The 18186-nt window shown below is 42.7% G+C and carries 13 protein-coding genes; 11 read left to right on the top strand and 2 right to left on the bottom strand.

Going from position 1 to position 18186, the window contains the following annotated elements:
* The first annotated feature begins 564 nt into the window (after positions 1-564).
* The 9 genes from ODU45_RS04250 to ODU45_RS04210 all read left to right on the top strand — a co-directional run bounded on the left by ODU45_RS04250 (position 565) and on the right by ODU45_RS04210 (position 10024).
* Positions 565-3654 carry an SEC10/PgrA surface exclusion domain-containing protein gene (locus ODU45_RS04250; protein ID WP_398580831.1) on the top strand — a complete coding sequence of 1030 codons (3090 nt, stop codon included), beginning with the start codon at positions 565-567 and terminating at the stop codon, positions 3652-3654.
* A 6-nt stretch (positions 3655-3660) separates the two neighbouring features.
* On the top strand, positions 3661-4491 hold the full coding sequence (locus tag ODU45_RS04245) for a hypothetical protein (protein ID WP_202849177.1): 831 nt from the start codon (positions 3661-3663) through the stop codon (positions 4489-4491).
* A 39-nt stretch (positions 4492-4530) separates the two neighbouring features.
* Positions 4531-5631, top strand: a complete 1101-nt coding sequence (locus ODU45_RS04240; protein WP_398580830.1) for a hypothetical protein — start codon at positions 4531-4533, stop codon at positions 5629-5631.
* A gap of 166 nt (positions 5632-5797) precedes the next feature.
* The gene (locus ODU45_RS04235) at positions 5798-6241 is read left to right on the top strand and encodes a zinc-dependent MarR family transcriptional regulator (protein WP_012774904.1); all 444 of its coding nucleotides are present in this window, start codon (positions 5798-5800) and stop codon (positions 6239-6241) included.
* Positions 6242-6946 carry a metal ABC transporter ATP-binding protein gene (locus tag ODU45_RS04230; protein WP_024404806.1) on the top strand — a complete coding sequence of 235 codons (705 nt, stop codon included), beginning with the start codon at positions 6242-6244 and terminating at the stop codon, positions 6944-6946.
* Positions 6939-7751 (top strand): metal ABC transporter permease, encoded by an 813-nt coding sequence (locus tag ODU45_RS04225; RefSeq protein WP_002936593.1) that lies wholly within the window; start codon positions 6939-6941, stop codon positions 7749-7751. The genes ODU45_RS04230 and ODU45_RS04225 overlap by 8 nt, the downstream gene beginning before the upstream one ends.
* 9 nt (positions 7752-7760) lie before the next feature.
* Complete coding sequence (locus ODU45_RS04220) at positions 7761-9269, top strand: zinc ABC transporter substrate-binding protein AdcA (protein ID WP_044759031.1); 1509 nt, start codon at positions 7761-7763, stop codon at positions 9267-9269.
* A gap of 102 nt (positions 9270-9371) precedes the next feature.
* Entirely contained in the window at positions 9372-9818 is a 447-nt protein-coding gene (locus ODU45_RS04215) for a CopY/TcrY family copper transport repressor (protein WP_336382580.1), read from the top strand.
* Positions 9815-10024 (top strand): heavy-metal-associated domain-containing protein, encoded by a 210-nt coding sequence (locus ODU45_RS04210; protein WP_024407356.1) that lies wholly within the window; start codon positions 9815-9817, stop codon positions 10022-10024. The genes ODU45_RS04215 and ODU45_RS04210 overlap by 4 nt, the downstream gene beginning before the upstream one ends.
* Before the next feature lie 27 nt (positions 10025-10051).
* On the opposite strand, the gene ODU45_RS04205 is transcribed toward ODU45_RS04210, so the two are convergent.
* The gene (locus ODU45_RS04205; RefSeq protein ID WP_136647176.1) at positions 10052-10429 is read right to left on the bottom strand and encodes an HIT family protein; all 378 of its coding nucleotides are present in this window, start codon (positions 10427-10429) and stop codon (positions 10052-10054) included.
* A 56-nt stretch (positions 10430-10485) separates the two neighbouring features.
* On the bottom strand, positions 10486-11742 hold the full coding sequence (tyrS, locus tag ODU45_RS04200; protein ID WP_136671590.1) for a tyrosine--tRNA ligase: 1257 nt from the start codon (positions 11740-11742) through the stop codon (positions 10486-10488).
* Positions 11743-11889: 147 nt separating this feature from the next.
* Here tyrS and pbp1b point away from each other — a divergent pair, with 147 nt between their 5' ends.
* Together pbp1b and rpoB are read left to right on the top strand one after the other, a co-directional pair.
* Complete coding sequence (gene pbp1b, locus ODU45_RS04195) at positions 11890-14313, top strand: penicillin-binding protein PBP1B (RefSeq protein ID WP_105178947.1); 2424 nt, start codon at positions 11890-11892, stop codon at positions 14311-14313.
* A gap of 247 nt (positions 14314-14560) precedes the next feature.
* A complete protein-coding gene (gene rpoB, locus ODU45_RS04190; protein ID WP_002936570.1) occupies positions 14561-18133 on the top strand; it encodes a DNA-directed RNA polymerase subunit beta in 3573 nt (1190 codons plus the stop codon).
* Positions 18134-18186: the final 53 nt, after the last annotated feature.

Below are 18186 nucleotides of genomic sequence, written 5' to 3'. Positions count from 1 at the left end.
TGACGAGTCAAAAGCAGTGAGGCTTGAACAAAGTGAAAGCCAGCGTCTTTAGGCGCTGGCTGGTGATGTGGGCTTATAGCCCTTGTTCAAACCACCCGTTTGACGGGTGGTCATGATTTTGTCTGGCGGCTAGGGTGGTTTTAGGATCAGAATATTTCTGACATTGTAGTAATGTTAGATTTGCTATAGTACTTCTACTTTAGTATGTTGATAATGGGAAAGTTGAGAAGGTGGGCTTCTGAAAATTGCTACAGTTGTTTCCTGTATTTAAGGTGTTGATTAATTTGGGCATGGAAAATAATGCTTTCAGTTTTTCCTTTGGGCTGATGACAAGTTTTCATGGGGCTGTTTGAGGATTTCTCTAAGCGGTGAAAGTTTTGTCATGGGGGTGTTCTTCTCATCTCTTATTGACTTGGAAAAGTATGTAAAATTTTTAGGTCTTTTTTTGACAAAAAAATGAAAATATTGCACAAAATACTTGACAAATCGCTTGTTATACTAGTATAACAAGGCTTGACTTTACAGCCAAGCCTTTCCTAATTGCTAAAAAAGGAGATTCAATTGATGGGCAAGAAACTGATAAAGAGCACAGCTATTGGAGTAGCGTCTCTTAGCTCATTTGTAATTGCAAATGGTGTGCATGCTGAAGAAACTGTAAATTCCCCTACAAGCCCTGTAGAGAGCCCCGAGGTGTCTCTGACAGCTAGTGTAGGTATTGAGACGGTATCAGGTGTTATCGTGACCAATGGTACTGCTGTTGTAACAGAAACACCGACTGAAGCAACGGTTAATCAGGCGGCTAGCATTAAGACTGCTGCTGACCAGGCTGTAATTGATCAGACTGCTGTGGTGGTGGATGCGAGTGTTGCTGAAGAAAACGCCGCAAACGTGGTTGAAAGGGCCACTGGAGTGGTTGCAGAGGCTGAAAGAAACAAGGCCGAAGCGACTGATGAGAACATTGCGAAAGCTGAAATAGAAGTTGCTAATACGCAAACAGCTATTTCAGAAGCTGAAAGCAAGGCTACTCAAACCGCTGAAAATACAGCTGAAGCACAAGCTAAAGTAAATAGTGACCAAGCGGCCATTGACGCTCAAGAGACTGTTGTGGACAATGCTCAAACAGCTGTGGATAATGCACAAGCAGTTCTAGATGGCACAGGTAAAGAGACAATTATCGCAGAACGTGACGCTGCTGCAAGTGACCTTGAAGTTGCTAAAGCAGATGAAACTAAGGCACAAAGTGACCTTACTAAAGCTCAAGAAGCTGATGCAAAGAAAGCAAGTGACTTGGCAACTGCTAAAGAAACTGAAGCTACTCAATCCGCAACTGCTGACAAGACTGCAAGCGACCTTGCACAAGCACAGGCTGATGCTACTAAAGCGGCAGCGGACTTGGTAAATGCCAATACTACGGTGGATAAGGCCCAGAATGCACTAGACGGTACTGGTGTAGCTGCAATTATCGCAGAGCGTGATGATGCACAAGCTGACCTTACAAAAGCACAAGCAGACGAAACCAAGGCACAAAACGACCTTACAAAAGCTCAAGCTGCAGATGCGAAGAAAGCACAGGACATCGCCAGCCTAACACAAACGCAAACGCAACAACAAGCTACTGCTGACCAAACAGCCGCAGCACTTGCAACAGCACAAGCAGAAGCAAAAAACAAAGCAGACGCTAAAACGGCTGCGGATACAGCCGTATCAAAACTATCTTCACAAATTGCTGCGATTGATAACTTAACAACACCAAAACTATCTCAAGGCGTTATTGATGCGTATAAGAAGTTTGTGGCAAGTAAAACAACTGCCAACAAAGACGCATTATTTGATGCAATTGATGCTTGGTACACAAACGATATGGCAGGTTACACAAAGACAATGGTAACGCCAATTGACACAACCATTGTTGACCCTGCAAACTTAACTCAAGACCAAGTAACAGCTTTATCTCAATATTATGTTTATATCGAAAATGCTGTTCGTAAGCAAATATGGGGTGACAATAACGAAGATGTTGTTGTTACAAAAGATGCCGTACAAGCAGCTATGCAAATTGCCAAAAATTATACAGCTGAAAATGATAATACTGGCGACCATAGTTCTACCGCATTAGAAAATGATGGTAATAATAATGTAGATTACAGCTCGGAGGGGATTGCATTCATCTCCACTAAAACTACTACCATGACTCAGTTATATCGGAACATTTTCAGCATGTCAATCAATACATGGGCAGGCGATTACAACCAGAATTACGCCCATATTACGAATGAATATTGGCATCTTCCACGATCTGCTGGTAGTGGTACCACTAATATACAAACCAGTGGCGCATTTGTTACAAGTGTAACACCTGGTGGATTTGGACGTGCACATAGCCTTCAATTTACCGATAAAGGTGGAAACACCATCGCATCACCATATGATACAACAGCCCTCAAGGCTGAGTTGGTAACGGCTAAGACAGTGCAAGCTCAAGAGACACAAGCTGATAAGCAAGCACAAGCAACCCTTGCTAGTGCAACGACTGCTAACAACCAAGCTCAATCAGCTTTACAAGCAACTACGGCTCAATTGACTGCTTTGAAAGCTACTGCCGACCAAACACCAGCCGCCCAAGCTACATTGACAAGTGCAACCACTGTGCGTAAAGCCGCAGAAGCGCGCCTTGCTGCTGCTCAACAAGCCGTTGACAACCTCAACGCTGACGTAGCAACGAAGACGAAAGCCCTTGAAGATGCGAAATCGGTTCAAGCAAAAGCTGTCGCAGCAGACACAAGTACCAAAGTAACTCTTGCTCAGGCAAGAACTACAAATGACAAGGCTCAAGCAGCACTTGCCGAAACTCGTGCAACCATTGCAAGCCTTGAAGCAATCGTTGACCAAACACCAGCCGCCCAGGCTACCTTGACAAGTGCAACCGTTGCTCGTCAAGCTGCTGAAACTCGTTTGGCTAAGGCTCAACAAGCTGTTGACAACCTCAATGCTGACGTAGCAACTAAGACTAAAGCTCTTGAAGATGCGAAAAGTCAATTGGCTACTGAAGAAGCAAAATTGGCTCAACTGAAAGAAGCTAAGTCTACAAGCGAAGTCGTTCTTGCAGAAGCTCAATCGAAAGTAGAGGCATTGAAGGCTGAAGAAGCTAAGATTGCAGATGAAATCGCTGTATTGAAAGCGCAACTTGCCGAACAATTGGCTAAGCTTGCAGCACTCAAAAATGCGGACCAAGTCCTTGCAGACGCTCAAGCGGAGCTTGCAAAAGCTATCGAGGCTCACACTGCTGCTAAAGCAACCCTTGACGCTGAAATCGATAAGTTGGACCAATTCTTGAAGAACCAACGTGATGCTAAAGCTCAATATGAGGCTGTGAAGGAGGCTTATACTCAAGCACAGATTATGGCTCAGCGACAAGCTATCAATGATGCAGGCGGTCAACCGATTGCTATCACAGATAAAGTTGGTAAGATTGCGGGCTACTTTGATGGCAACCAAACTGCAGGTACTAAGCTACAGCCAATCACTTATAGCAGAGTTGAAAAGTATAGACAGCTGCCACAAACGGGCTCACAAGAAAGCCTTTTGGTATTGTTAGGCTACACGGCCCTTGCTGGTCTTGGACTAGGTTATGCAAAAAAACGGAGAAGAGGATAGGAAAGAATGGCAGAACAACAAAATATAAACCAATTTGGTCGCGAGGAACTCATTGATATTTTGCAGTATTTGTATGTGCAGATTGATGAATTCTTTACTATTAAGAATAAAATGTCTTCTATTGTTGAACAGACTATTAGTACACGTGTTAAACAGGCTACAACAGCTAAGTATAATCGGAATGGAAATATTGGTGGTATCATTTTTGCCCTGATGGGAGTGGTTGAACTCGGCAATAATTTTTTCAACGCTCTTTTCATGATGGGGGTGATGTATCTATTTGGGCAGGCTACAGTCCGTCTCTTTATGTGGCTTATGGCTAGACCGACTAATAAAAAACATTCGGCTTTCGGTCTCAATTATACTGTAAATGTACTTAGTAAGAAACAACTTGAGAAGGTTACTCAAGAAGCAACTGTTGAAGCGGAACATTCTCAAGAATATCAGTCGCTCCTTGCAGATAAGTTAGCATTGGAAAGCAACCAGACACTTCTTTATTTCTTGTCTCTGATCCCTGATAATTTTGCAAATTTGACAGATTTTGCGGGCATGTTGGTCTTGTTGCAGGATTTCCGTGCAACGAATTTCCAAGAAGCTGCTAACCTTTGGCGGACAGAACAGCATCAGCAATCTGTGATGAATCAACAGAAAAAAATGGCGGAACAATTGGCGCGGAGTAATGCTCAAATTTCACAACTGCGTGATCAGGCAGAGCGACTTCGTAAAGGGCAGGCTCATTTGGAAGATGCCGCGGCAAGGGCAGCTATCCAGAATGCGCGAGCTAATGAAAAATTAGCTAATATGGAGCGTTACGGCGTCCATGCAACTATTCGCTGATTCAAATGAACTGGAGAAGTCCTGGTTTGTAGGAGAAAGATGAAAAAGAAATTATTAAGAGTAGGTTTTGTAGCCTTGTCAGTTTTGGTGTTAACGGCTTGTCAGCTGGGAACGAAAGAATATCTATCTGTTTCTTTTAAGGGGTACGATGGTTATGGAACTGCAACCGTATCTCTTGATAGGGAGGAGCTGATTGCCAAACTTTATGGGAAGGATGCAACAGATGAGGAACAAGATGCTGTCCATGATGGGGTGTCTGTTTCAGTAGATGGCTCTGAGGCATTGAGCAATGGAGATAAGGTAAAAGTAACAGTTGATGTGGATAAGGAATCGGCTGTGGCTAGTAAGATAAAATCTGAAACCTATACCTACGATGTATCGGGTCTTACAGAAACAACAGAAATTAGTTCTCAGGATCTGGTAAAAAAGCTGGCAGTTACTTATACTGGCATTAGTGGTCAGGCAGATTATCCAGAAATCAGTATTGACAGTACTATTCTCTATCCTATTGGGGAGAATGGTGATGATATATTGAAACCTTCCGCAAGCAATAGTACACCAATTTCGAATGGAGATATGATTGCTTTTTCGGTAGAGAAAGCAGAATTAGCCATGAATACAGGCTATGTATTGACAGATGATAAGGAAATTAGTCTTGAGGTTTCTGGTTTGGATAAAATTCCTGATACTGTTAGTGAAATTAAAAATCTAGCTGACTTGCTTACTATTGCCCAAGAGCAGGCTGAAAAAGATTTTGCAGAGGAAAACCTTACCAGTCAGTATAGTTTGAAGCGTCATCATATTTTTTATCGTCATGACTATCAAGAGACTAAAGGGTGGAAGAATAGTTATTATGGGGATTTAGCTATTGTTTATGAGTATGTTAATGCAAAAGAAGATTCTTTTGTCAAAACTTCAACAGATTTCTATGTTTACAATTTCTCTAAATTGATTATTGACAAGGATGGTATTGTTACACTAGAAGCACCGAGTGAACTAGATAAAGATAAAATGGTTAAGCTATCTGCTCAGTCGGATCATTTTTATCGTGATAGTATCAATGATATCTATGCAAGTTTGACTAATCTCGAGTATAGGGATGTTACAACAGAGGTGGAATCTGCTGTTAACAGATGGTAAGAATAGTTTGAAATGAAGGAACACTGAGAAATTGGTGTTTCTTTTTTATTAAGAAGGCTTATGAGTTGCTATGGACAGATCTACTCTTTTTCAGTAAATTTTCCTTGTTTTTTTGTTTTCTATGTGGTATACTTAACAAGTTAATTAAAAGGTTAAGGGGATGCCTATGAATCGTATTGCATTAGAAATTGAGAAGTACCTACACGAGATTGTTTTGAGTTCGGAGAATCAATTGGAGATTTTGGTTGGTTCTTGTCAAAGCACGGTGAAGTTGACGAATACGCAGGAGCATATTTTGATGCTTATTGAAAAGGCTGCATATACTAATACTGAGATTGCTAAGGAGTTGAATGTTAGTCAGGCTGCGATCACGAAGGCTACAAAGTCATTAGTTGCTCAGGGGTTATTGGTGGCGGTTAGAGATGATAAGGATGCTCGTATTGTTCGCTTTAGTTTGACTGAGGCTGCTAAGCCTATTGCTGCAGAGCATGCTCATCATCACGCGCATACCTTGGAAGCTTATGAAGAGCTTTTGGAAAATTATAGTCTTGAAGAGCAGGAGTCAATTGCTCGATTCTTAAGTGAGTTAGTGGAGAAGATTAGAAAATAAATGAGATATATTACTGTGGAAGACTTGTCGTTTTACTACGACAAAGAACCGGTTTTAGAACATATTCATTATTATCTTGATAGTGGGGAATTTGTGACTTTGACTGGTGAGAATGGCGCAGCCAAGACAACCCTCATTAAGGCGACTTTGGGGATATTGAAGCCCAAACAGGGGAGGGTTTCTATTGCTGAGAAGAGTATAAAAGGTAAGAAGTTGAGAATGGCCTATTTACCTCAGCAAATTGCAAGTTTTAATGCTGGTTTTCCGAGCACGGTTTACGAATTTGTAAAATCAGGGCGTTATCCTCGACAAGGTTGGTTTCGTCGTTTGACAGCCCATGATGAGGAACATGTTCGGATTAGTTTGGAATCAGTTGGAATGTGGGAACATCGGGATAAGCGCTTAGGTGCTTTGAGTGGTGGGCAGAAGCAACGCGCGGTCATTGCGCGTATGTTTGCCTCTGATCCAGATATTTTTATTCTGGATGAACCGACAACAGGGATGGATGCAGGGACCAAGGATGCTTTTTACCAGCTCATGCATCATTCGGCTAAGAAGCATGGAAAGTCGGTTCTGATGATAACTCATGATCCTGATGAGCTGAATAGGTATGCTGATCGAAACATTCACTTGGTTCGTGATCAGCAGTCTCCTTGGCGTTGTTTCAATGTTCATGAAGCGGATGAGGAGGTTGCTGATGTTTGATCTATCTGTATTTCATTATGACTTTATGCAGCGTGCTTTCCTAGCAATCATTGCGATGAGTCTGTTCTCGCCTATTTTGGGGGTCTTTTTGATACTCAGACGACAGAGTTTGATGTCGGATACTCTTAGTCATGTTTCGTTGGCGGGGGTTGCATTTGGTTTGGTATTGGGGATTTCACCAACGCTTTCGACTGTTCTTGTCGTTATTGTGGCAGCTGTATTTTTAGAGTATTTGCGGACAATTTACAAGAATTTTATGGAAATTGGGACGGCTATCCTCATGTCGACTGGTTTGGCTATTTCGCTTATTGTCATGAATAAATCTGGTGGGAAATCAGGGCTTAGCCTGGAACAATATCTGTTTGGTTCGATTGTGACGATTAGTCAGGAGCAGGTAATTGCTTTGTTTACGATTGCTGTGATTGTCATTGTGCTGACATTGCTGTTTTTGCGTCCGATGTATATTCTTACCTTTGATGAGGATACGGCATTTGTAGATGGCTTGCCTGTGCGAGCTATGTCCATTGCCTTCAATGTGGTGACTGGTGTTGCCATTGCCTTAATGATTCCTGCGGCAGGTGCTTTGCTGGTTTCAACAATTATGGTGTTGCCTGCTTCTATTGCATTGCGACTTGGTAAGAGTTTTAAAGCTGTTATCTTTACTGGGATGGGCATTGGCTTTTTTGGAATGGTCATGGGCTTGCTGACTTCTTACTATGCAGAAACTCCAGCGAGTGCAAGTATTACCTTGATTTTCATTAGTATTTTCTTACTGGTGAATGTTGTTCAAAAATTTAAAAAATAAGGAGTTAAGATGAAAAAAGTTGGTTTATTATTATTGTCTGTTTCAGCTTTGCTTTTAGGGGCTTGTGGCAATAGCACAGCTTCTGAAGATGGGAAGTTGAATATTGTAACGACCTTTTATCCTGTTTATGAGTTTACCAAGCAGGTGGCAGGTGATGAGGCAAATGTTGATCTGTTGGTTAAGGCTGGGACAGAGGTTCATGGTTATGAGCCGTCAGCTAAAGATATTGCTCGTATCCAAGAGGCAGATGCTTTTGTTTATGAAAATGAAAATATGGAAACATGGGTTCATGATGTTGAAAAATCACTTGATACAACAAAGGTTAATGTGATTAGTGCGACGGAAGGGATGCTTTTGTTACCAGGTAGTGAAGAAGGTGAGGATCACGACCATAGTGAGGAGGGCCATAGCCATGCTTATGATCCGCATGTATGGTTGTCTCCTGAGCGTGCCATCACACTTGTAGAAAATATTCGTGATAGTTTGGTAGCTAAATACCCAGAAAAGAAAGATGCTTTTGAAACAAATGCGGCAGCCTATATTGAGAAATTAGATGCTTTAGATATGAAGTATTCTGAAACATTATCTGCTGCGAAACAGAAATACTTTGTTACACAACATACTGCATTTGCATATTTGGCTTTGGACTATGGTTTGAAACAAGTTTCTATTACAGGTGTTGCTGCAGATGAGGATCCGACTCCATCACGTCTAGCGGAATTGACAGAGTATATCAATAAATATGGTATTAAGTATATCTATTTTGAAGAAAATGCGTCAAAATCTGTTGCAGAAACACTTGCTAAAGAGACTGGGGTTCAGTTGGACGTTCTTAATCCTCTTGAAAGTTTGACGGATGAGGATATGAAAAATGGTAAGGATTATATTTCTGTTATGGAAGATAATCTGACTGCCCTTGAAAAAACAACTTCCCAAGAAGGTTCTGAAATTTTGCCAGAAGAAGGTGCTGAGACTGCGCAAACTGTTTATAATGGTTATTTTGAAGATAGTGCCGTAAAAGATCGTACTCTTTCAGATTATGCAGGTGAGTGGCAGTCGGTTTATCCATACTTGCTGGACGGGACGCTGGATCAAGTCTGGGATTACAAGGCTAAGATCAAAGGTGGTATGACAGCTGAAGAGTACAAGGCTTATTACGATACAGGCTACAAAACAGATGTTGATCAAATTAACATTACAGATAATACCATGGAATTTGTAGTGGGAGATAAGAAAGAAAAATTCACGTATAAGTATGTGGGCTATAAGATTTTGACCTACAAAAAAGGAAATCGTGGTGTTCGTTTCTTGTTTGAAGCAACGGATGCAAATGCTGGTAACTATAAGTATGTTCAATTTAGCGACCACAATATTGCCCCTGTTAAAACAGGTCACTTCCATATCTATTTTGGTGGAGAGAGCCAAGAAAAACTGTTGGAAGAATTGGAAAACTGGCCGACATACTACCCTGTTGGTTTGACTGGTTTGGAAATTGGTCAGGAAATGCTGGCTCACTAAGAATAATGAGAAGACTGGGCAAGATGTTCAGTCTTTCTTCTTGACAATTTTTGACTACAAACGTAAACTAAAGTTAGAAAATGATTGTTGGGAGGTGAATGTGTGGAGCAGACAATTTCTGCTGCGGAGTGGCAGGTCATGCGGGTCTTGTGGGCCCAGCCTGGTGCGACTTCTCAGGAAATTATTCAGGCCTTGCAGGAAGGCTTTGATTGGCAGGCGACGACCATTAAGACACTTTTAGGGCGGCTGCGGAAGAAAAACTATTTGAGAATGGCTAAGGAAACTAGCAAGTACCACTACTACCCGCTGATCAGTGAAGAGGAACATTTGCAGGGGCAGGTGGAGCTCTTACTAGCTACCATATGTTCCACAAAACAGGGGCAACTGGTTGAAAAACTGCTAGACACAGGGACATTTTCCCAAAAAAGCCTAGAAAATCTGGCCAGCAAAATCTCTCAGCTACAAAAGACCGCACCCGAGCAAATCGCTTGTCGGTGTTTGGCGGGACAATGTACCTGTGGGCATCATGCAAAAGGAGAAAGAATATGAAGCAAACTTTGAAATTGAAAAACTTATCGTGCCAAAACTGTGTCAAGCACGTGACCAAACACCTCTTGGAAATGGATGGGGTGGAAGATGTGAAAATCCAGCTGGATCAGCAGTTGGCGGAGGTGGAAACCTCTGTGGCCTATGACTTGGAACAGTACCAAGAGGTGCTGGATGATACTATCTATGAAGTGGAAGAGTTGATATAAGTGAAAAAGCAGCCGTCGGGCTGCTCTTTATAATGCTTTGAGAAAGTGAGTCAGATCCAGTTGCACTTGTGCAAGTGAAATTTGGTCCCAGAAGCCGTCTGATTGAAAGCGTGGAATCAGGTGGACATGGAAATGGGTGCCAGCATCAAACAAGCGGTCGTTGCAGGCTATGGTCACGCCGTCAATTGCCAATGCTTGACAGAGTTTTTCAGTCAACAAGACTTCCAAGTCTGATAGCTCATAGCGAACAGCAGGAGGGACTTGGCTGAGCGTGTCATAGTGTTCCTTGCTGATAATCAGCAGATGCCCTGTTTGGACAGGGTCAATGTCCCAGACGACCTTGAAATGCTCCGTCTGGTAGAGAATGTCATTTTCATTGAGTTGGTGACAAAAAATACAGGTCATGTCATTTCTCCTAGGTTAGCAGAAAAGGAAATCACATAGGATTTCCTTGAAAAATATTAATAAGTCAAAACAGAATATTTCTTCTTCCCACGACGGATAACGGTCAACTCGCCGTCGATTTTGTCGCTGTCAGAAAGAGTATAGTCCAAATCCTGCACACGCTCACCGTTGACATAGATGGCACCATTTGCTACGTCTTCACGAGCCTGGCGTTTTGAGTTGACAATACCAGAGGTAACCAAGAGTTCAACGATGTTGAGGTTGTCTTCAGCCTGGACAGCGTAGTTTGGAACGTTGCTGAGGCCCTGTTTGAGTTCTTTTGCGGATAGGTTTTTGATGTTGCCAGCGAATAATTGCTCGGTGATGTTAAGGGCTTGTTTGTAAGCTTCTTCACCGTGAACCAATGTCACGACTTCCTTAGCCAAAATCTTCTGAGCTAGGCGTTCATGACGGGCAGCGTCAAATTTTTCTTCAATCTCAGCAATCTCATCAAGTGACAAGAAAGTAAAGATTTTCAAGAAACGAACGGCATCGTCGTCCATGATATTGAGCCAGAATTGGTACATTTCATACGGTGAAGTCTTGTCGGCATCGAGCCAAACAGCGTTGCCTTCTGACTTACCAAACTTCTTACCTGTTGAGTCGGTAATGAGAGGAACAGTCATCACGTGACCAGACTTGTCAGCCTTGCGACGAAGCAATTCAGTACCTGCTGTCATGTTGCCCCACTGGTCAGAACCACCGATTTGTAGGGTTACATTGTGCTTGTCATTGAGCTCGTAGAAGTCATAACCCTGCATAATTTGGTAAGCAAACTCGGTGTAGGAAATCCCTGTTTCAATCCGTTTTTTCACAGAGTCCTTGCTCATCATGTAGTTGACTGTGTAGTATTTACCAACATCACGGAGGAAGTCGATAAAGCTGATGTCTGAGAACCAGTCGTAGTTGTTGACCATTTCGGCCTTGTTGTCACCATTTTCAAAATCCAAGAAGCGAGAGAGTTGACCTTGGATTTTTGTTACCCAACCGTCTACGGTATCTTTGGTTTGCAAGCTGCGCTCTGCATCCTTGAAGGAAGGGTCGCCAATCAGACCAGTAGCTCCACCAACTAGAGCGTAAGGTTTGTGCCCTGCTAATTGCAAGTGACGGCAGACGAGGATTGGTACCAAATGCCCCAAATGCAGGCTGTCGGCAGTTGGGTCGTAGCCAGAATAATAGGATACTTGCCCTTCTGTTAATGCTTTTACTAGGGCTTCTTCATCAGTCGTTTGAAAGACCAAGCCACGTGCTTTTAGTTCTTCAAAAATGTTCATGCGTTTCTCCTTCAACAAGATGCTTTGGTTTTTGAGTTTTTTACAAGCTAAAACCGCATCTCACCATTAAAAAAATTCTCTCCTATTATACCATGAAATTGCGGAAAATAAACAAAATTTGGTATAATGGAACGATAAGGAGTTAATATGGCGACTAAATCAGATAAGCAAGATTTTAAAAAGAAAATCAGTGCCCTAGGCTTAGGGGATGTAGTGGGAGTTTTCCTTCGGACGCTGAAATTATTATTCAATTCAGTAGCAGTCTTGGTCTTCCTATTCGGTCTTTTTGGTGCGGGTATAGGAATTGGTTTCGTGGTTAGTCTTTTCGATGATGTTAAGATTCCCAAAACAGAGGAACTGGTAGCGAAGGTTTCAGAAGTTAGTCGGATTTCCACCGTTACCTATTCGGATGGTAGCTTGGTGTCGGAAGTTAATTCAGATTTGCTTCGTGTACCCATTACTTCGGAAGAGGTCTCTAATTATCTAAAACAGGCTGTAATTGCGACAGAGGATGAAACATTTGAAACCCACAATGGGGTTGTGCCTAAGGCTATTTTGCGTGCGGCACTGGGATCAGTTGGTCTAGGTTCATCTAGCGGTGGTTCAACCTTGACGCAGCAATTGATAAAACAGCAACTTGTCGGAGATGCTCCAACCTTTACGCGTAAGGCTAATGAGATTGTTTCGGCTTTGGCATTAGAGCGGAATATGACCAAGGAAGAGATTTTAACCATTTACCTAAATGTTTCTCCATTTGGTCGAAATAATCAGGGACGAAATATTGCAGGGGTAGAAGCTGCGGCTCAGGGAATTTTTGGTAAACCAGCGAAAGACTTGACTGTTCCGCAGGCTGCTTTTATTGCAGGCTTACCGCAAAGTCCGATTGTTTATTCTCCCTATGCATCAGATGGAACACGTAAATCAGATGAAGATATGGTTTACGGTATTGAACGCTATCAAGATGTTCTCTTTAATATGTATCGGGCGTCATTCTTGACCAAGGAAGAATACGAAACCTATAAAGCCTACGATATTAAACAAGATTTTATTGCTCCAGCTCCTGTAGTGGCGGATACGAAAGATTATCTCTATTACAAGGTCATGGAAGAAGCGCAGGAGGTTATGTTTGATTATCTGGTGAAACGTGACAAGGTTTCTAAAAATGACTTGAAAAATGATGAAACAAAGGCATCCTATGAGGAGTTGGCCAAGCAAGAATTGAGCCAAGGTGGCTACACGATTAAGAGTACCGTTGATCAAAAAATCTATGCGGCAATGCAGTCTGTTGTGGCAAACTATGGATCTGTTTTGGATGATGGAAACGAATATGTTGAGACAGGTAGTGTGTTAATTGATAATGCCACAGGAGCCATTTTAGGATTTGTGGGTGGTCGCGATTATGCAACCAACCAAAATAACCATGCCTTTGATACTCTTCGTTCGCCAGCGTCAACCATCAAGCCTCTGTTAGCTTACGGTATTGCGATTGATCAAGGTTTGATAGGTTCTGCCAGCATCCTTTCAGATTATCCAACGAACTTTTCAAGTGGACAACCGATCATGTATGGTTCAGGACGTGGTACTGGTATGATGAACTTACAGACGGCTATTGACCGTTCTGTTAACATTCCTGCTTTTTGGACCTATAAGATGATGAGAAATGCAGGTGTAGATGCCAAAGCGTACATGGATAAAATGAATTATCATATTCCTATGTACGATATTGAAAGTGTACCGTTGGGCGGTGGTGTTGAAATTTCAGTATTGACAAATACAAATGCCTATCAAACTTTGGCAAATGGTGGTGTTTATAACAAACATTACATTGTTGAAAGCATTACTGCCTCTGATGGAACAGTAGTGTATCAGCATGAAGCTGCTCCAGTTCAGGTCTATTCTAAAGCAACTGCAAGTATCATGAACCAGCTTTTGAGACAGGTTGTCAACTCTGGGTATACTACGACGTTCAAGAGTCGATTGAGTGGTTTAAACCCACAGGCAGCATCGTCTGATTTCGTCGGTAAGACGGGAACAAGTAATGAAGTCAATGACGTGTGGCTCATGCTATCGACCCCTAGAGTAACTTTAGGTACCTGGGCTGGGAATGATGATAACTCAGAAATGTATGTCTGGACTGGCTACCACAATAATTCACAATATGTGGCCCATATGGTTGATGCTCTTTACAATGTTAATGCGGATATGTTCGCAGGAAAATTTGAATTAGACAGTGGTGTTATTGCTTCTAGCGTCGTTGCTTCTACAGGTCAACGTGCAGGGACTACACAGGTAAATGGGCGCCAAGTAACAGTTGGCGGTGCGATGACAACAAGTTATTGGGCTAAAAATGGTGCACCAGTAACGAGCTATAACTTCATGGTTGGAGGGACAGATAGTGACCGAGCACAGGCTTGGAATACAATTATCGGCTCCCAAACACTAACATCAAGTAGCTCAACCCAACGAAGCAGTTCAACTCGGACTAGCACGAGTTCTTCAGCTAATAACACGAACCAGTCATCAGAAACGCAAACAGCAACTAGTGAGCAAGTGAATAATGATTCACCTTGATTTTTCCTAGTACTTGTGCTATAATAGTATAAATTATTTGTCGTGTGTCTTGTTTGAAATATTGTCCAGACAAGGCTTGCAGCAGTTAAATCAAACTTTTTCAAAGGAAGATTTAGCTGCTCTTTTTGTGTCTATGAGGAATTTTTTGAGAATTGTTACCTATTCTTAAAGATTCTAAAAATTCTAACAAAAGGCAAATGTGTTTGATTTTGCAGAAAAATCAATAGAAAAATAGAGGAGAATTAACTTGGCAGGACATGAAGTTCAGTACGGTAAGCACCGTACCCGTCGTAGTTTTTCAAGAATCAAGGAAGTTCTTGATTTACCAAATTTGATTGAAATCCAAACGGACTCTTTCCAAGACTTTTTAGATTATGGTTTGAAAGAAGTCTTTGAAGATGTACTTCCAGTTTCAAACTTTACGGATACCATGGAATTGGAATTCGTTGGTTATGAATTGAAAGAACCTAAATATACATTGGAAGAGGCGCGTGCGCATGATGCGAACTACTCAGCCCCAATTTATGTAACTTTCCGTCTGGTGAATAAAGAAACTGGCGAGATCAAGACGCAAGAAGTCTTCTTCGGTGAGTTTCCAATCATGACTGAAATGGGTACCTTCATCATCAACGGTGCAGAGCGGATCATCGTTTCTCAGTTGGTTCGTTCACCAGGTGTCTACTTCAATGATAAAGTAGATAAGAACGGTAAAGTAGGTTATGGTTCAACGGTTATCCCTAACCGTGGAGCTTGGTTGGAATTGGAAACAGACTCAAAAGACATTGCCTACACTCGTATTGACCGTACGCGTAAGATTCCGTTCACAACGCTTGTTCGTGCGCTTGGTTTCTCAGGCGATGATGAAATCTTTGACATCTTCGGTGATAGCGAATTGGTTCGCAATACCATTGAAAAAGATATTCATAAAAATCCAGCAGATTCTCGTACGGATGAAGCGCTTAAGGAAATCTATGAGCGCCTTCGTCCAGGTGAACCAAAGACAGCTGAAAGCTCTCGTAGCCTTTTAACAGCTCGTTTCTTTGACCCACGTCGTTACGACTTGGCACCTGTTGGTCGTTACAAGATTAATAAAAAACTCAACCTCCGTACTCGTTTGCTCAACCAAACACTTGCTGAGCATGTGATTAACGGTGAGACAGGCGAAATCGTCTTGGAAGCTGGTACTGTATTGAGTCGTGATGTGCTTGAAAAAGTAGAAGCACAATTCGATGAGCTCAACTTGGTAGAATATATTCCAAATGACAACGCTGTTCTTCTTGAGCCAGTTCTTTTGCAGAAATTCAAGATTGTAGCTCCTAAGGATCCAGAACGTGTTGTGACGGTGATTGGTAATGCTAATCCAGCAGAAAACGTACGTACAGTAACACCTGCGGACATCTTGGCTGAAATGAGCTACTTCCTCAACTTGGCTGAGGGTCTTGGTCGTGTAGATGATATTGACCACTTGGGTAACCGTCGTATTCGTGCCGTTGGTGAATTGCTTGCTAACCAAGTACGTATCGGTTTGACTCGTATGGAACGTAACTTGCGTGAGCGTATGTCTGTTCAAGACAATGAAGTATTGACGCCACAACAAATCATCAATATCCGTCCTGTTACAGCCGCAATCAAGGAATTCTTTGGTTCATCTCAGTTGTCACAGTTCATGGACCAACACAACCCACTTTCTGAGTTGTCTCACAAACGCCGTTTGTCAGCCTTGGGACCTGGTGGTTTGACTCGTGACCGTGCTGGTTATGAGGTTCGAGACGTTCACTACACTCACTATGGTCGTATGTGTCCGATTGAAACGCCTGAGGGACCAAACATCGGTTTGATTAACAACTTGTCTTCTTACGGACACCTTAACAAGTATGGTTTCATTCAAACACCATACCGCAAGATCGACCGTGCAACTGGTACAGTAACGAACGAAATCGTTTGGTTGACAGCGGATGAAGAAGATGCCTACATCGTAGCACAATCAACATCTCCACTTGATGAAAACAACCGTTTCGTTGATAAGATTGTTATGGGACGTCACCAAGGTAACAACCAAGAGTTCCCAGCAGATTCAGCAGATTTCATGGACGTTTCTCCTAAGCAGGTAGTTGCCGTTGCGACAGCATGTATTCCTTTCTTGGAAAACGATGACTCCAACCGTGCCCTCATGGGTGCCAACATGCAACGTCAGGCTGTTCCATTGATTGATCCAAAAGCACCTTACGTTGGTACTGGTATGGAATACCAGGCTGCCCACGACTCAGGTGCGGCAATCATCGCTCAACACGATGGTAAGGTTGTCTACGCAGATGCGGACAAGGTAGAAGTGCGTCGTGAAGACGGCTCGCTTGATGTCTACCACATTTCTAAATTCCGTCGTTCAAACTCTGGTACTGCTTACAACCAACGTACCCTTGTAAAATTGGGTGACATCGTAGAAAAAGGCGACTTCATCGCAGATGGACCTTCTATGGAAAATGGGGAAATGGCTCTTGGTCAAAACCCTATCGTTGCCTACATGACTTGGGAAGGTTACAACTTCGAGGACGCGGTTATTATGTCTGAGCGCCTTGTGAAAGACGATGTCTATACATCTGTTCACTTGGAAGAATACGAATCAGAAACACGCGATACCAAGTTAGGCCCTGAAGAAATCACTCGCGAAATTCCAAACGTTGGTGAAGATGCTCTTCGCAACTTGGACGAAATGGGGATTATCCGTATTGGTGCCGAAGTTAAAGAGGGGGACATTCTTGTTGGTAAAGTCACACCAAAAGGTGAAAAAGATCTTTCTGCTGAAGAGCGCCTCTTGCACGCTATCTTCGGTGACAAGTCACGTGAAGTACGTGATACATCTCTTCGTGTACCTCACGGTGCCGATGGTGTCGTTCGTGATGTGAAAATCTTTACTCGTGCCAACGGTGATGAATTGCAATCAGGTGTTAACATGTTGGTTCGTGTTTACATCGCTCAAAAACGTAAGATCAAGGTCGGAGATAAGATGGCCGGTCGTCACGGTAACAAGGGTGTCGTTTCACGTATTGTACCTGTTGAGGATATGCCATATCTTCCAGACGGAACACCAGTTGACATCATGTTGAACCCACTCGGGGTGCCATCACGTATGAACATCGGTCAGGTTATGGAACTTCACTTGGGTATGGCGGCTCGCAACTTGGGCATTCATATCGCAACACCAGTTTTCGATGGTGCAAGTTCAGAAGACCTTTGGTCAACTGTTAAAGAAGCAGGTATGGATTCAGATGCCAAAACCATTCTTTACGACGGTCGTACAGGTGAGCCATTTGATAACCGTGTATCTGTCGGTGTCATGTACATGATCAAGCTTCACCACATGGTTGATGATAAACTTCACGCCCGTTCAGTCGGACCATACTCACTCGTTACCCAACAGCCACTCGGAGGTAAGGCTCAGTTTGGTGGTCAGCGTTTCGGTGAGATGGAGGTTTGGGCCCTTGAAGCCTACGGTGCTTCTAACGTCCTTCAAGAAATCTTGACTTACAAGTCAGATGATGTGACAGGCCGTCTTAAAGCCTATGAAGCCATCACCAAAGGTAAACCAATTCCAAAACCAGGTGTTCCAGAATCATTCCGCGTTCTTGTCAAAGAATTGCAATCACTTGGTTTGGATATGCGTGTCCTTGATGAAGACAACAATGAAGTAGAATTGCGTGACCTTGATGAAGGTGAAGATGATGACATCATCCACGTAGATGATCTTGAAAAAGCACGTGCAAAAGCCGCAGCTGACGCAGCCGCAGCCTTTGCAGCAGAAGAAGCAGAAGGCAAAGAATAATTAGAATGGATGGAACAAGTTGGTCCAAATCTCAGAACTGAAAGAGACAAGGA

This window comes from Streptococcus sp. 2022WUSS135 (genome assembly GCF_044427045.1).
GTDB classification, from domain to species: domain Bacteria; phylum Bacillota; class Bacilli; order Lactobacillales; family Streptococcaceae; genus Streptococcus; species Streptococcus hashimotonensis.
This window is presented reverse-complemented; position numbering and strand designations above follow the sequence as displayed.